Genomic DNA, 15237 nt, shown 5'->3' on the forward strand with positions numbered 1-15237 from the left:
CGGCCGCACGGGGTGAAGCCCAGCCCGACCGCCTCGGCGACCGGCAGCGGCTCGTGGGGGGGGGGGGCCCCGCCGCGGGGGGGGGGCGCCCCCCCGACGGGTGGGAGAGCTACTTCGTGTTGCCGGTGTTCTTCACCCGGAAGGTGTAGTCCGCGTCCAGGTACGTGAGGTCACCGGTCGGCAGGTTGGAGATCAGGACGGCGAAGTCGTCCTGGTTGCCGTTGGCGCACTTGGTCTGCAGGCCGCTGGCGGTGAACTGGTCGCCGGTGGACCGGTAGACCCAGTTGCCGGCACCGTCGGTGGTCTCCCCCGCCGAGGTGACGCCCGGGGTGAGGTCGCAGTGGCTTACCACCTGGACGGTCCAGTTGTTGTTCTGCACGCCGTTGGTAGCGAACCAGTTGCCCGCCGCCGAGGTGAGGTTCGCCTCGGCGCCGTTGACCCGCACGTCGTCGACGAACCAGCCGGTGTCCATGTACGCGGCGTCGGTGGAGTACCGGAAGCGCACGTCCGTGGTGCCGGCCGGCAGGTCGGCGGTGAGGTGCTGGTAGACCGGGTCGTCCACGAAGTACCGACCGCCGGAGGTGCCGGTCAGGCCGTTGCCCTCCTCGTTGTTGCCGTGCGGGTCGTCGTTGGTGGTGACCACCTGCCCGGCGTCGGTGCGCACCGGCACCGTGACCCAGTTGCCGTTGACCAGGGCCTCGACGAAGCCGTAGTCCCAGCCCTCCTCGATGAAGTACCAGCTCCAGAAGTCGAGCGAGGTGACCCCGCCGGAGGTGGTGACGTCGAGGATGTTGTCGTTCTGGCTCTCGTACCCGGCGTACCAGTGGGTGGTGCCGCTGTGCGGCGGGACCGCCGTCTCGTCGTCGCCGTCGAACGCCAGCGCCACGGTCGGGCCGGGGTTGCGGAACCGCTCGACCGACATGCCGAACGGCACGGCGGTGGTGTCGGGCCGGTTCTTCAGCCGCGCCCACTTGGCCTCCGGGGTGGAGCCCTGGTAGCTGCCCCGGCCCGCCCAGAAGACGTCGTCGGCGATGTCCATGGTCCACGAGGTGTCGGCGGGGTCGCCGAAGTTGAACGCCTTGATGTCGTAGATCGGCGAGTCCTCGTCGTCCAGGTAGACCGCCACCGACCAGTCGCGGAACAGGTCGGCCGCGCTGCGCAGGTGCGCGCCGGTCTGCGCGTTGAAGTCGTCGATGGCGTTCTGCACGCCGGTCATGCCGTCCGCCTGCTCCTCGAAGATCTTCTTGATGAGCAGGTCACCGGCCTTGCCGTCGTACTGCTTGTCGGGGGTGTAGGTGCCGTCGCCGTTGCCGCCGGCCTGCTCCCACAGGTACTGGAAGTAGGTGAACGAGGCGCCGTAGTTGGCGAGGGTGCCGCCCCACCGGGTCAGCGACGTCTCCTCGTACAGGACCTGGTGGTTGGTCAGGTGCGAGCCACCGGCGTCCAGGCCGTTGAGGAAGATGGCGAAGTCGGCCAGGCCCTCGTCGACCCAGGACAGCTCGCCCGCGTCGCTGTAGTTGTGCAGCAGGTGCTGCAGCTCGTGGGCGACGGTGCCCTCGTACAGCTCCGGGCGGTCGTTGGCCGGGTTGTTGTCCCGCCACGGCGAGTCGTTCGGGCCGACCCGGTTGGCCCAGTCCAGGGCGTCGACCACGATGACGTTCATGCCGTTGCTGTCGATGAAGTCCGGCGCGAAGTAGCCGGCCGTGTACGACGTCTGCGCGCAGTCGTAGTAGGCGTCGTCCTGGATGTTGTAGAGCACCATGACCAGCGAGTCGCTGGCCGGCTCGTCCGGGTCGGCCGCGTCCATCAGGCCGAAGTGCTCCTCGTCGACGGCGACGATCTGGTTGGCGAGCTTGTCGCCGACGTAGTTGATCTGCGCCTGGGTGAGGGCGAACTGCGCCGCGGTGGCGGTGGCGCAGGGAGTGAACGCGTCGCCCGGGTTGTGGTCGAACTGCGGGTCGAGGCTGGCCACGCCGGCCGGCGCGGTGCCGTCGAGCGGGGTGCCCTTCGGGACGTAGATGTAGACCGGGGTGCCATCCGGCGTGGTGTTGGCGTAGACCCGGGTGAAGTCCTGGTTGTAGGTGCCGCCCGCCGCGCTGTCGTTGATCGGCAGCGTGATGGTCGGCTCGCCGGGAAGGTTCTCGTGGTCGTTGGCCTGGGCCGGGGCCGAAGCCGTGAAGGCGAGCGCCGTCACGCCCGCCACCGCGGCCGCGATCCGGCTCGGTCGTCTCATTCGCACGCGGATGCCTCCTGCAGTGAGGCGGTGATCAGCTCCGGCCACCGCCGTCGGTTGAGCAGTTGCCCCGTCGTCGCCGCCGAAGGCAGCAGCTGAGCAGGGTAATTTGCTTCAGGCAACCACTTTCGACGGTGGGTTGCGAAGCGGCGACAGGTCACAAATGCGACACGAACGGGCCTCGCCTCCCGCCGTACGGACGACCCGCCCCGCGCCGCCCGGCGGACCCCGGCACATTCCCGGACCGGTCGGGAGGCTGCTCCCCGGTCACCCGGCCGGGCTGACGCGGCCGCATGCCCGGCCGGCCGACGGGCCCTAGGCTGGGTGCCGAGTCGAGTGAGGACGAGACGAGGAGGATCCCGATGGCCCGCTACGCCGCCCTGCTGCGGGGCGTCAACGTCGGCACCACCCGCCTCGCCATGGCCGACCTGCGCCGCCTCGTCACCGACCTCGGGCACGAGGACGTCAAGACCTACCTGCAGAGCGGCAACGTCGTCTTCAGCAGCCCGCCGACGAAGGACGACGTCCTGGCCGACGGCATCGCGCGGAGGCTCGCCGACGAACTGGACCTGCGCGTGCCGGTGCTGGTGCGCAGCGGCGACGAACTCGCGGCGGTCGCGGCGGCCAGCCCGTACGCCGGGAAGCAGGACGACCCCACGCGGGTGCTGGTCGCCTTCCTCTCCGCCGCGCCGAGCCCGGCCAAGGTCAAGGGCCTGGCCGTGCCGGACGGGGAGAACCTGGAGTTCGCGGTCGACGGCCGCGAGGTGCACCTGCACTTCCCCGACGGCGGCTACGGGCGGAGCAAGTTCACCAACACCCACCTGGAGAAGAAGCTGGGCGTGGTGGCGACCACCCGGAACTGGAAGTCCTTACTGGCCCTGCGCGACCTGACCGCCGGCTGAGCGGAGGGGCCGGCCCCCGTGGCCCGGCCCCTCCGCGACGGGTCTCAGAAGTGGTACGCCGTGCGGTACTCCGGCACCAGCACCTGGCTGCGCGGCGACGCCCTCCGCACCGCGGCGATCAGGTCGTCGAGGCGCTTCCGGTCGCTCGGCGCCACCGCCGGCGGGTTGGTCAGCGGGGTCTCGAAGTTGTCCCAGTGCACCGGCACCACGACCTTCGGGTGGTCGAGAGCGGCCATCAACCGCGGCACGTAGTCGGCGGTGGCGGTGGTCGCGGCGGAGGCCACCATCGCCACGTCGGGGGCCAGCCCGACCAGGTTGCGCTCGGCGAAGTCGCTCGCCCCCATGAAGAACACCGACGGTCCCCCGTCGACGCGGATCTGGTACGCCAGGGTGTCCCCCTCGGGCAGGTCGGAGATCCTCTCCGGCTTCGGCGGCTGGCTGACCCGTACGCCCGGGAAGGCCAGCGACCACGAGCCGTTGCGGCTGTGCAGGGAGCTGACCACCTCGACCGTGTAGCCGCCGAAGTCGAGCACCTCGCCGCCCTTGACCGGGGCGAGCTGACCGGCCGGCACCCCGTACGCCAGCCCGAGGTGGTAGGCGGTCAGCGTGCCGACCACCCGGGCGCCGGTCCGCCCGGCGATGTGCGGCACGTCGTTGAAGTGGTCCCAGTGGGTGTGCGTGACCAGGATGTTCTCGGCCCGGTCCACGAGCGGGTCGATGACGGCGGTGTCCACCGTGAGCGCGGTGTCCGGGTCGAAGGCGCCCCGGAACAGCCCGGTGTCGTAGCGGCTCAGGTACGGGTCGACCAGCACCGTGCGGTCGCCGATGTCGATTCGCCAGCCGGACGTGCCCCACCAGCGGAAGCTGACCGCGCCGGAGCGCCGGGCTCCGGCGGCCGGGGCGGTGGTGGTGGCGGCCCGGGCCGGCGTGCCGGCGGCGAGGCCGGCGGTGGACACGGCGGCGGCGCCGACCGCGGCGTCGCGCAGGAAACGGCGGCGGTCGTAGGACCGTTCGTCGAGCATGGAGCGTCCTCCCCGTGGAGCAGGCTGATCGGTACGCCCACCCCACCACCGGCCGCCCGCCGATGTCCAAGATCGACCGGCGGCACGGCCGATACGTGACCGGATATCACCGCAGGTCACGGCACCCGGCGCGAGCCGGCGCGGCCGCGAAATCAGCCGGCGCGCAGGGCCTCGACGGCGACCCGGGCGGCCTCCCCCATGGCCAGGTCCACGTCGATCCGGCGGGTGCTGAGCCGCTCGGTGCGGGCGAAGACCGCGACCGCGTACCGGCCGCCGTCGGGATACTCGACGACCCCCGCCTCCAGGTGCAGGCCGGGCAGCGTGCCGGTCTTTCCGGCGACCCGCACGCCGGGCGGGAAGCCGGCGGCGAGCCGGGTCCAGAAGAGCTGCCGGGCCATCAGCTCGCGGACCATCGCGCACGCGGCGGGCGGCCCCGCCTCGTCCCGCCAGATCAGGCCGAGCAGCCGGGTCATCTCCCGGGCCGTGCTGGAGGTGGTGTGCGCCGGGTCGAAGACCCGCATGGCCCGGACCCGCTCCGGCGGCAGGGTGGGGAAGATCCGGGCGAAGTCGGCCTCGGTGCGGGCTCCCACGTCGGCGAGCATCGTCTCGACCAGCTGGCGGGGGCCGCCGACGATCCGGGTACGCGGCAGGTCCAACTCGGCGGCGAGCATCGGCAGCACGTCCGGGCCGACCCGGCGCAGCAGCAGGTCGGCGGCCGTGTTGTCGCTGACCGACATGGCGAAGTAGGCCAGGTCGCGCAGGGACACCTCGACGTCGTCGGCGCAGCCGGCGACGCCCCAGCCGCCGAGCCGGTCGGCGGCGCCGACCAGCACCCGCTCGACCGGGTCGAGCTGCCCGGCGACGGCCTGCCGGGCGAACTCCAGCGCCAGCAGGATCTTGAACACCGAGGCGATCACCACCTGCTCGTCGGCGCGCAGCGCCACCTCCCGCCCGGGCGCGTCGACGTCCACGACGTGCAGGCAGCCGCCGATCCCGGCCCGCTGGAAGATGTCCCCGATCCGCTCCGCGCTCACCCCGACACGCTAACCAGCGGCGGCCGGGGCGGGCGTAGGGTGCCCGTCGTGGACCTGCTGCGACACCTGCGGCACTTCGTGGTGGTGGCCCGGGAGCTGCACTTCGGGCGGGCGGCCGAGGTGCTGGGCATGGCGCAGCCGCCGCTGAGCCAGTCGATCCAGCGGCTGGAACGCGAGCTGGGCGCCACCCTCTTCGACCGGTCGCAGCGGCGGGTCCGGCTCACCACGGCCGGCCAGCTCCTGCTCGGCGAGGCCGACGAACTGCTCGCCGGGGAGCGCCGGCTGCGCAACCTGGTCGACCAGGTACGCCGGGGCGCGCTCGGCGTGCTGCGCGCCGGCGTACCCCCGGAGACCCCGGCCGTGACGCTGCGCGCGCTGCTCGACGGGCTCGCCGCCCGGGCGCCCGGGCTCGACCTGGACCTGCACGAGCTGACCAGCGCCGAGCAGCGGCGGATGCTGGCCGAGGGGCGGCTCGACGTCGGCCTGCTGCACCACCCGGTGGAGGAGGCCGGGCTGCGCTTCGGCCCGGCCGTGGACGCGCCGGTCGGGGTGCTGCTGCCCCGGGCCGCTCCGCCGGCCCGGGCCCGCGAGGTCCGGCTGGCCGACCTGGCCGGCCTCGACCTGATCACCGCACCGCCGGCCACCGCGCCCGGCTGGCACGGGCACCTGCTGGCAGTCTGCCGCCGGCACGGCTTCGTGCCCGCCCGGGTCCGTCCGGCCCGCAACCCCGAGTTCCTGTTCGGGCTGCTGCTGGCCGGTGGCGCGGTCGCCCTGGAACCGGAGTCGGTGGCCCGCCGCGAGCCGCGGATCGCCTGGCGGCCGCTGGTCGACGCGCCGCTGGTCAAGCGCACCTCGGCAGCCTGGCCGGCCCGGGCGGGGCACCCGGCGGCCCCGATGTTCGGGCAGCTCGCGGCCGAGGTGCTGGCCGTCGCGGAGCCGGCACCGGCGACGGCGGCGCTCGCGTCGGCCGCCCGGCCCTGGCCGGTGCTCTTCGAGGCCGGCCAGGGCGGGACGAGCGTCGGTCAGCAGCCGCAGGTGTAGTAGAGGATGTCCCAGTGGTTGCCCTCCTTGGTGTAGAGGTTGCCGGAGGGAGCGCGGTACTGGTAACCGAAGCCCGAGATGTAGCCGACGTAGGTGTAGGCGGCGGAGATGTAGTTCTGGATGCACGTGCTCGGGGCGATGTCGACCTTGTAGCCGTTCCAGTGGCTGTAGGTGCCGCTGGCGTGACCGACCTCGGTGCCGGCCGTGATCGTGATGGCGCAGCCGCTGGCGTTGCCGGATTCTCGCCTTCCATCGATGGGAGCCGATATGGGCCAGCGACACACAGGATCGACTTGCATTGATGCATGTGGCCGACCTTGCGCCGGGAGGCAGCCGCATGGTGGCGGCGCAGATCACCCGGCGGCGGCCGTGACGAGCCGGGTCGAACGGGTAGAGAAGCCTGGTGGCAGGCCCGGCGCCGCGCGTGGAAGCGTTCCCGGGCACCCGGACGATCGGAGATGAGGCTTCCATGGCCCCGAACAGCGTTCCCAACATCTCGCTCAACGACGGCAACACCATCCCGCAGCTCGGCTTCGGGGTCTTCCAGATCGACCCGAAGGACACCGCGCAGGCCGTCTCCACGGCGCTCGAGATCGGCTACCGGCACATCGACACGGCCGAGATGTACGGCAACGAGGCCGAGGTCGGCCAGGCCGTGCGCAGCTCCGGGCTGGACCGGAGCGAGGTCTTCGTCACCAGCAAGCTGAACAACGCCTTTCACCGCCCCGACGACGCCCGCAAGGCGTTCGAGTCGACCCTCGCGGAGCTGAAGTTCGACTACCTCGACCTGTTCCTCATCCACTGGCCACTGCCGACCCTCTACGACGGCGACTTCGTCTCCACCTGGCGGGCGCTGGAGGAGTTCCAGCGCGACGGCCGGGCGCGGTCGATCGGCGTCTCCAACTTCCAGGTGCCCCACCTTGAGCGGCTGGCCGCCGAGGCGGAGATCACGCCGGCGGTGAACCAGATCGAGGCGCACCCGTACTTCGGCAACGAGGAGGTGCGTGCCTACGGGAAGGCGCACAACATCCTCACCGAGGCGTGGTCGCCGATCGCCCAGGGCAAGGTGCTCGACGACCCGACCGTCGTCGACATCGCCGAGGAGGTCGGCCGGACCCCGGCGCAGGTGGTGCTGCGCTGGCACGTGCAGCGCGGCGACATCGTCTTCCCGAAGTCGACCACGCCGAGCCGGATCGAGGAGAACTTCCGGATCTTCGACTTCGAGCTGGACGACGCGACGATGGACCGGATCAACGGGCTGAACAAGGGCGAGGCGGGCCGGCAGGGGCCGAACCCGGACACCTTCGACTACGTGCCGGCATGAGCCGCCACCGCGGCCGGGCCCGGCAGCCGGGCCCCGGTCGCGGGTTCAGGAATGGACCCGCTCGGCGACCCGGCGGAACGCGGCCTCGGTCGGCGACCCCGGCGCGGCGACGTAGACGATCAGCCGCTGGTCGGTCTCCGGCACGTGCAGCACCCGGCACTCGAACTCCAGCGGCCCCAGCTCCGGGTGGGCGACCCGCTTGACGGTCGGGCGCCGCTCCCCCACCTCGTGCTCGGCCCAGAGCGCGGCGAACCGCGGGGACAGCCCGAGCAGCTCGGTGACCAGCGCGGCCAGCGCCGGGTCGGCCGGATAGCGGCCGTACGCGGCCCGCAGGTCGGCCACGGTGGTCCGGGCGAAGCGCAGCACCTCCGGGTCGGCCCAGTGCGACTCGGGCACCGTCCGGCCGAACATCCAGCGCACCATGCTGCGCTCCCCGGCCGGCACCGCCGACAGGTCGCCGACGAACCAGGCGGCCAGCTGGTTCCAGGCCAGAATCTCGTACGCGGCGTCGACCAGGTACGCGGGTGTCTCCGACATCGCGTCGAGCAGGTGCCGCATTCCCGGCGGCACCTCCCGGCTGGGCCCGGTCGCGTCCGGCGGACTCTCCCCGGCGACCCGGAACAGGTACGCCCGCTCGTCGCGGGTGAGCAGCAGCGCCCGGGCCAGCGCGGCGAGGATCTGCCCGGACGGGCGCGGCCCGCGACCCTGCTCCAGCCGGATGTAGTAGTCGATGGACATGCCGGCGAGCTGGGCGACCTCCTGGCGGCGCAGGCCCGGCGTGCGGCGGCGTACCCCCTCGGGAAGGCCGACCTCGGCGGGGCGCAACCGGGCGCGGCGGGCGCGCAGGAAGCCCGCCAGCTCGTCGCGACGCAACGTGCTCATGCCCCAAGCCTGCCGCGCCGCGGGCCACCGGAGGTGGTACCGCCGGTACCAGCCTCGGCGGGGCTCTCCCGCCGGCTCGCGCACGGCGGCAGCCTCGACCGCATGACGACGACGATCGCCCTGGTCACCGGGGCCAACAAGGGAATCGGCCTGGCCACCGCCCGGCAGCTCGGCGCGCGCGGGATGACCGTGCTGGTCGGCGCACGGGACGCCGCGCGGGGCCAGCAGGCGGAACGCGAGCTGCGCGCCGGCGGTGCGGACGCCCGGTCCGTGCCGCTGGACGTCACCGACGAGAAGTCGGTCGCCGCCGTGGCCGAGCTGGTCGAGCGGGAGTACGGCCACCTGGACGTGCTGGTCAACAACGCGGGCATCATCCGGGCCGACGGGTCGGCGCTGCCCAGCGAGACCACCCTGAGCACCCTGCGCGAGGTCTACGAGACGAACGTGTTCGGCGTGGTCGCGGTGACCAACGCGCTGCTGCCGCTGCTGCGCCGAGCGCCGGCCGCCCGGATCGTGAACGTCTCCAGCGAGGTCGGCTCGATCGCGGTGATGACCGACCCGGAGGGTGCCCTGTTCGCGCTGACCTCGATCCCGTACCCCTCCTCGAAGACGGCGCTGAACATGGTCACCGCCATGTACGCCAAGGAGCTGCGGGAAACCTCGATCAAGGTGAACGCGGCCAACCCCGGTTACTGCGCCACCGACCTCAACCACCACAGCGGCTTCCGGACCGCCGAGGAGGGCGCGGAGGTGAGCGTGCACCTGGCCACCCTGGCCCCGGACGCGCCGAGCGGCCTGCTCTGGGGCTACCAGATGGACGCCGGCGGCGGCTACGGGGTGCTGCCCTGGTGACGGTTTGACTTCGCGCGCACTCGAAGGTGGAGGGTGGTGGCACCGCTTTCGACGGGGAGGACTCCATGCGCTACCGCACCATCGGCACCGACCCGGCCACCCGGCGCGAGGTCAGCGTGCTCAGCCTCGGCGCGATGCTCTTCGGCACCGCCACCGACGAGGCCACCTCGTACGCCATCCTCGACCGCTACGTCGATGCCGGCGGCACCTTCATCGACACCTCGGACAACTACGCGTTCTGGCAGAACGGGGGCCAGGGCGGGGAGAGCGAGGAGCTGCTGGGCCGCTGGCGGCGCAGCCGCGGCGTCGGCGGCGAGGTGGTCATCGCCACCAAGCTCGGCGCCCGTCCCCTCGCCCCGGGCACCAGCTACGTGGACAACGCCGAGGGCCTGTCGGCCAAGGTGATCCGCGAGTCGGCCGAGCGCAGCCGGGAACGGCTCGGCGTGGACCGGCTCGACCTGCTCTACGCGCACATCGAGGACCGGACCGTGCCGCCGGAGGAGACGGTCCAGGGCTTCGCGGACCTGGTCGCCGAGGGCACGGTCGGGCTGCTGGGCGCCAGCAACCACCGCGCCTGGCGGGTCGAGCGGGCCCGCGCCCTCGCCGCCGCGGCCGGCCTCCCCGGCTACGAGGTGCTCCAGTACCACCGCAGCTACCTGCCCCGCCGGCTGGACCTGCCGGGGGACCTGGACCCGGACGGCGACGTCGGCTGGGTCGGCCCGGACCTGGCCAGCTACCTGCGGGCCGAGCCGCGGCTCACGCTGGTGGCGTACTCGCCGCTGCTCAAGGGCGCCTACGCGAAGCCGGAACGCCTCGGCGAGGAGTACGCCCTGCCGAGCACCCCGGCCCGGCTGGCGGCGCTGCGCGCGGTGGCCGGGGAGACCGGCGCGACGGTCAACCAGGTGGTGCTCGCCTGGTTGCTGGGCGGGGAGGTGCCGGCGATCCCGCTGGTCGGCTTCTCCTCGGTCGCGCAGTTGGAGGAGAGCCTCGCGGCGGTCGACCTGGAGCTGAGCGACGAGCAGCGGACCCGGCTGGACGCGGCCCGCTGACGCCGGTGGTCGGACGGTGACCCGCTTCGCGCCGGCAACGTCGGTCGACCGTTCGGCGGGCCGCGCTGACCATCCGCACGGCCCGGCCACCCGCACCGCCGAGCCCCCCGGGTCCGCGCCGGCAGATCGTCGCGGTCGTCCCGCGAAGGAAACGGGCAAACCGGGTCTGACTGACGCGACAGTCAGGTGGGTAGATCGAAGCGTGTCGGCATGGAGTTGCAGGTCAGGGCCGCTCAATACTGGGACGGACCAGACGGCCGGACATCTCGCGGCCGCGATCGCCGCTCCTCGCCGCCCCCACAGCCGGGCGACCGAACCGCGAGCGACCATCGACGACCGGAAGGAAAAAGTACATGCCCGGCAAGCACTCGCGGCCCCGTCGGGGTGGCGAGGATGGCCGGCGCGATGCGCGGCACTCGACGAGGAGCGGAGCGGACGCAACTCGTGGCAGTGCCAAGGTGCCCGGGAAGCTCGTGGTGCTGGTGCCGGCGCATGACGAGGCCCAGGGGATCAGTCAGTCGGTCACCGCCCTGCGGCAGCAGACGTACCGGCCCACAATGGTCGTGGTCGTCGCCGACAATTGTCGAGATGAGACGGCCAGACTTGCCGCCGAGGCTGGTGCGTACGTCTTCACGACGTTCAAGAACCAGCACAAGAAGGCGGGTGCGCTGAATCAGGCACTTGGACAACTGCTACCACGGCTGGCGGCCGACGACTTCGTCATGGTGGTGGATGCCGACTCGGTCCTGGACCCTCATTTCCTGAATCACGCGGTGGCGAAGCTGGGTGCCGACCGGAGGCTGGGTGCCGTCGGCGGCGTGTTCCGGGGCAGCAACGGCAGCGGATTCGTCGGCCACCTGCAACGCAACGAGTACGTGCGGTACGCCCGGGACGTTGCGCGGTTGAACGGGAAGTGCCTCGTGGTCGCCGGCACGGCTGCCGTCTTCCGGGCAGGGACCCTTCAGGAGGTCTCACGGGCGAGACTCAGTGGCCGGCTCCCCGCGGGTGACGGAGCGGGCGGGGTGTACGACACCACCGTCCTGACCGAGGACAACGAGATGACCTTCGCACTGCGTCATCTCGGCTACACGGTGCTTTCACCCAAGGAGTGTTCACTGGTCACGGAGGTCATGGGCACGTGGCGTGACCTCTGGAGACAACGTCTCCGCTGGAAACGGGGAGCCGTGGAGAACTGCTTCCAGTACGGGATCACGCGCGTGACGTGGCCGTACTGGGGCAGGCAGTTGATAACGCTGCTTGGCGTACTCACCACATTCGCCTATCTGGGGTCGCTCGCGTACAGCGTAGGCGTGTACCGCGAGATCCGTGTGCAGCCGTTCTGGCTGGCGGTTTCCAGCATTTTCGTCGTCGAGCGGGTGGTGACCATCCGCTATCGCGGCTGGAAATACATGCTTGCCTCGGCAACGATGTACGAGCTGGTTCTTGACATCTTTCTCCAGTTCGTGCACGCAAAGGCCTACGCCGATTTTGTCCTTCGTCGAGAGAGGAACTGGTAACAAGAGATGTACAACAATGTGACCGCCCCTGCGGCTGCTGGTGCGGCCACCTCTGGTGGCCTGGCTGTTACGGGAGCCAACACCCTCTGGGTCGTCCTGGCGGGGTTCGCCATGGTGGCCGCGGGATCGGCCCTGATGCGAATCGCTCCGAAGCTCCGCAGGTCCCGCTGACCGCCGAGGGGTGCCCCGAGCGCGCTCCGCGCGGGGCACCCCCGACCGTCACCCGCTCAGGTCGATGCGCCAGTCGTTGGACCGCATCAGGTGCCCCGGCGGGTATTCGAATTCCGTCTCGCCGAGCAGCGTGAACCCGGCCTTGCGGCACACCGCGTTCGACGCCGGGTGGTCCACCGACGGATAGGCGTGCGCGAAACGCCGATCGCCGTGTGCCGCGGCCTCCGCGATCACCGCCCGCACCGCCGCGCTCGCCAGCCCTCGCCCCTGGTACGCCGGCAGCACCGCCCAGCCCATCTCGTAGACCGGCTCGCCGCGCCACTCCCGCGCCCAGTAGCCGACGCTGCCCACCTTCGTCCCGTCCGGCAGCGCGACGGTGAACATGTGCCCGCTGCGCGGGCCGGGGCCCCGCAGGTAGCGCTCGTGCCGGGCGAGCACCTGCTCGTCGGTCTCCGGACCGCCCGTGTGCGCCCGCACCTCCGGCGCGTTGAGCTGCCGCAGCAGCGCCAGGTCATCGGCGCTCCACCGCGCGAGGCGTACCTCGGTCATGCCGTCCCCTTCCTCCGGCGCCGATTGAAGCAGCCGCCCCCGACACGCGTCCGCCAGATCGGATCTGGCGGGCCGCCGGTCGGCGTCTGGCGCCTGCGGGTTGAGGCCCGACACCAGCGGGAGGGGAGCATGACGCCGTTGCGGCTCGCCGTCATCATCGGCAGCACCCGGGAGGGACGGATCGGCGACCGGATCGGTCGCTGGTTCGTCGCGCAGGCACGCCGGCGCGAGGGGCTGGCGGTGACCGTGCTCGACCTCGCCGGCTACGACTTCCCGGCCAGCCTCCCGGCCGAGCCCACGGCGGCGATGCGGTCGTTCGTCCAGGAGGTGAACCGCGCGGAGGCGTTCGTGGTGGTCACCCCGGAGTACAACCACAGCTTCCCGGCCTCGTTGAAACAGGCGATCGACTACGCCTACGACGAGTGGCAGGCCAAGCCGGTCGGCTTCGTGTCGTACGGCTGCCGGTCGGTCGGCCTGCACGCGGTCGACCAGCTGCGGACCGTGTTCACCGCCCTGCACGCGATGACCGTACGGGACAGCGTCGGCGTCGACCTGCTCGACGGCGAGCCGACGGGGCGGGCCGAGGAGCAGCTCGGGCAGGACGTCCGGGTGCTCCTCGACGAGCTCTGCTGGTGGGGCCTGGCGCTGCGCGAGGGGCGCGCGGCACGCCCGTACGTCTCCTGAGGCACCCGACGAAGAGAGGTAGTGATCATGAGTAACCGGAACACCGGCCCGGCCGTCGAGGCCGACGGCCTGGTCCGGTCGTTCGGCTCGACCCGCGCGCTCGACGGCCTGGACCTCCAGGTCCCCGCCGGCACCGTCTACGGCCTGCTCGGGCCGAACGGCGCCGGCAAGACCACCGCCGTGCGGGTGCTGGCCACCCTGCTGCGCCCGGACGGCGGGCGGGCCCGGGTCTTCGGGCACGACGTCGTCGCCGAGGCCGACGCGGTCCGCGCCCGGGTCAGCCTGACCGGCCAGTACGCCTCGCTCGACGAGGACCTGACCGGGGCGGAGAACCTGGTCCTGCTGGGCCGGCTGCTCGGCCTGGACCGGCCGGCGGCCCGGCAGCGGGCCGACCAACTGCTCGCCGCGTTCGGCCTCACCGAGGCGGCCGGCCGGCAGGTGAAGAAGTACTCGGGCGGGATGCGGCGGCGGATCGACATCGCAGCGAGCATCCTCAACACCCCCGACCTGCTCTTCCTGGACGAGCCGACCACCGGGCTGGACCCGCGCAGCCGCAACCAGGTGTGGGAGATCATCCGGGCCGTGGTCGCGCACGGCACCACGGTGCTGCTGACCACCCAGTACCTGGACGAGGCCGACCAGCTCGCCGGCCGCATCGCGGTGGTCGACCACGGCCGGGTGATCGCGGAGGGCACCCCGGGCGAGCTGAAGTCGTCGGTCGGCTCCGGCACCGTCCACGTACGACTGCGCGACGCCGGCGAACGGCCCCGGGCCGAGCAGGTGCTGCGGACGGCGCTGGGCGTTCCGGTGCAGCTGGAGGCGGACCCGGTGGCCCTCACTGCCCGGGTCGGCGAGGACGGCACCGACCTGGAGGCCGGCGAGCAGGCCGCGCGCGCCCTGGGCGAGCTGGCCCGGGCCGGCATCGTGGTGGACGACTTCTCCCTCGGCCAGCCGAGCCTCGACGAGGTGTTCCTGGCCCTGACCGACCACCCCGCCGTGGCGACGGACGAGCGGGACGACGAACTGGAGGCGGCCCGATGAGCGACACCGCGACCACGACCGGGCGGCCGCCGTCCGTCTACGTGCCGTCCGCCGAGGCGTTGGCCACGGTCCTCGCCCCGGGCGAGCGGCCGCCGAGGCCGGGCGCGCTGTCCGCGTCGCTGACCTTCGGCTGGCGGGCCATGCTGAAGATCAAGCACGTGCCGGAGCAGCTCTTCGACGTGACCGCGTTCCCGATCATCATGGTGCTGATGTTCACCTACCTGTTCGGCGGCGCGCTCGCCGACAGCCCGCGGGACTACCTGCAGTTCTTCCTGCCCGGCATCATGGTGACCAGCGTCGTCATGATCACCATGTACACCGGTGTCGGGCTGAACAACGACATCGAGAAGGGCGTCTTCGACCGGATCCGCACCCTGCCGGTCTGGCGACCCGCCGCGCTGGTCGGCATGATCTTCGGCGACGTGCTGCGCTACGTGCTCGCCGCGGTGGTCATCCTCGGGGTGGGGCTGGCGCTCGGGTTCCGCCCCGCCGGCGGGCCGGTCGGGGTGCTGGCCGGCATCGGCCTGCTGGTGATCTTCTCGTTCGCGTTCTCCTGGGTGTGGACGTTCTTCGGCCTGGTGCTGCGCAGCGAGAAGTCGGTGATGGGAGTCAGCATGATGGTGCTGTTCCCGCTGACCTTCCTGAGCAACGTCTTCGTCGACCCGGCCACCATGCCGGGCTGGCTCCAGGCGTTCGTCAAGGCCAACCCGGTCACCCACCTGGTCGCGGCCGTACGCGCCGCGATGTCGGGGTCGACCGACGCGACGAACACCATGTGGCTGCTGCTGTGGAGCGCCGGATTCGTGGTCGTCTTCGGCACGCTCACCATGTACCGCTACAACCGCCGCTGACCCGACGGGACGACGGGGGTCGACGCCCTGGACGCCGCGAATGACGCGACCCGGGAGGCCAACGCCGAGGCCGACGCCGTCGCCG

The 15237-nt window shown here is 72.1% G+C and carries 15 protein-coding genes; 9 read left to right on the forward strand and 6 right to left on the reverse strand.

The annotated features are described in order from the left end of the window. Positions 1-109: 109 nt before the first annotated feature. Positions 110-2233, reverse strand: a complete 2124-nt coding sequence (locus tag ABZV78_RS28970) for a hypothetical protein (protein ID WP_355643634.1) — start codon at positions 2231-2233, stop codon at positions 110-112. 362 nt (positions 2234-2595) lie between these two features. Here ABZV78_RS28970 and ABZV78_RS28975 point away from each other — a divergent pair, with 362 nt between their 5' ends. After that, a complete protein-coding gene (locus ABZV78_RS28975; RefSeq protein ID WP_355643636.1) occupies positions 2596-3135 on the forward strand; it encodes a DUF1697 domain-containing protein in 540 nt (179 codons plus the stop codon). Between the two features lie 44 nt (positions 3136-3179). Here the strand turns inward: ABZV78_RS28975 and ABZV78_RS28980 are convergent, their stop codons facing one another. Together ABZV78_RS28980 and ABZV78_RS28985 are read right to left on the reverse strand one after the other, a co-directional pair. After that, a complete protein-coding gene (locus ABZV78_RS28980) occupies positions 3180-4157 on the reverse strand; it encodes an MBL fold metallo-hydrolase (RefSeq protein WP_355643638.1) in 978 nt (325 codons plus the stop codon). A gap of 152 nt (positions 4158-4309) precedes the next feature. After that, positions 4310-5191, reverse strand: coding sequence for a serine hydrolase (locus ABZV78_RS28985; RefSeq protein WP_355643640.1), 882 nt, complete (start codon positions 5189-5191; stop codon positions 4310-4312). Positions 5192-5239: 48 nt separating this feature from the next. Here ABZV78_RS28985 and ABZV78_RS28990 point away from each other — a divergent pair, with 48 nt between their 5' ends. Beyond that, a complete protein-coding gene (locus tag ABZV78_RS28990) occupies positions 5240-6232 on the forward strand; it encodes a LysR substrate-binding domain-containing protein (RefSeq protein WP_355643642.1) in 993 nt (330 codons plus the stop codon). On the opposite strand, the gene ABZV78_RS28995 is transcribed toward ABZV78_RS28990, so the two are convergent. Beyond that, positions 6214-6516, reverse strand: a complete 303-nt coding sequence (locus tag ABZV78_RS28995; protein WP_355643643.1) for a hypothetical protein — start codon at positions 6514-6516, stop codon at positions 6214-6216. The genes ABZV78_RS28990 and ABZV78_RS28995 overlap by 19 nt on opposite strands. 185 nt (positions 6517-6701) lie before the next feature. Between ABZV78_RS28995 and ABZV78_RS29000 the strand changes: the two genes are divergently transcribed. Further along, positions 6702-7556: an aldo/keto reductase gene (locus tag ABZV78_RS29000; protein WP_355643645.1), complete on the forward strand. Its 855-nt coding sequence runs from the start codon at positions 6702-6704 to the stop codon at positions 7554-7556. 45 nt (positions 7557-7601) lie between these two features. Here the strand turns inward: ABZV78_RS29000 and ABZV78_RS29005 are convergent, their stop codons facing one another. Continuing rightward, a complete protein-coding gene (locus ABZV78_RS29005) occupies positions 7602-8438 on the reverse strand; it encodes a helix-turn-helix transcriptional regulator (protein WP_355643647.1) in 837 nt (278 codons plus the stop codon). Between the two features lie 102 nt (positions 8439-8540). On the opposite strand from ABZV78_RS29005, the gene ABZV78_RS29010 reads away from it, so the two are divergent. The 3 genes from ABZV78_RS29010 (at position 8541) to ABZV78_RS29020 (ending at position 11856) form a co-directional block, all read left to right on the forward strand. Next, positions 8541-9290 carry an SDR family oxidoreductase gene (locus ABZV78_RS29010; RefSeq protein ID WP_355643648.1) on the forward strand — a complete coding sequence of 250 codons (750 nt, stop codon included), beginning with the start codon at positions 8541-8543 and terminating at the stop codon, positions 9288-9290. A 65-nt stretch (positions 9291-9355) separates the two neighbouring features. Next, positions 9356-10339: an aldo/keto reductase gene (locus tag ABZV78_RS29015; protein WP_355643650.1), complete on the forward strand. Its 984-nt coding sequence runs from the start codon at positions 9356-9358 to the stop codon at positions 10337-10339. Between the two features lie 458 nt (positions 10340-10797). After that, the gene (locus ABZV78_RS29020; RefSeq protein WP_355643652.1) at positions 10798-11856 is read left to right on the forward strand and encodes a glycosyltransferase family 2 protein; all 1059 of its coding nucleotides are present in this window, start codon (positions 10798-10800) and stop codon (positions 11854-11856) included. A gap of 219 nt (positions 11857-12075) precedes the next feature. Here the strand turns inward: ABZV78_RS29020 and ABZV78_RS29025 are convergent, their stop codons facing one another. Then, positions 12076-12576, reverse strand: coding sequence for a GNAT family N-acetyltransferase (locus ABZV78_RS29025; protein WP_355643654.1), 501 nt, complete (start codon positions 12574-12576; stop codon positions 12076-12078). A gap of 129 nt (positions 12577-12705) precedes the next feature. On the opposite strand from ABZV78_RS29025, the gene ABZV78_RS29030 reads away from it, so the two are divergent. Genes ABZV78_RS29030 through ABZV78_RS29040 form a run of 3 tightly spaced genes read left to right on the forward strand, consistent with a single transcriptional unit; the run spans position 12706 to position 15152 of the window. After that, positions 12706-13260, forward strand: a complete 555-nt coding sequence (locus tag ABZV78_RS29030; protein WP_355643656.1) for an NAD(P)H-dependent oxidoreductase — start codon at positions 12706-12708, stop codon at positions 13258-13260. 27 nt (positions 13261-13287) lie between these two features. Further along, positions 13288-14301: an ATP-binding cassette domain-containing protein gene (locus ABZV78_RS29035; RefSeq protein ID WP_355643658.1), complete on the forward strand. Its 1014-nt coding sequence runs from the start codon at positions 13288-13290 to the stop codon at positions 14299-14301. Next, positions 14298-15152, forward strand: a complete 855-nt coding sequence (locus ABZV78_RS29040; RefSeq protein ID WP_355643660.1) for an ABC transporter permease — start codon at positions 14298-14300, stop codon at positions 15150-15152. Before ABZV78_RS29035 ends, ABZV78_RS29040 begins: the two co-directional genes overlap by 4 nt. Positions 15153-15237 lie beyond the last annotated feature (85 nt).

The sequence above is a fragment of the Micromonospora sp. NPDC004540 genome, assembly GCF_040610095.1.
Classification (GTDB): domain Bacteria; phylum Actinomycetota; class Actinomycetes; order Mycobacteriales; family Micromonosporaceae; genus Micromonospora.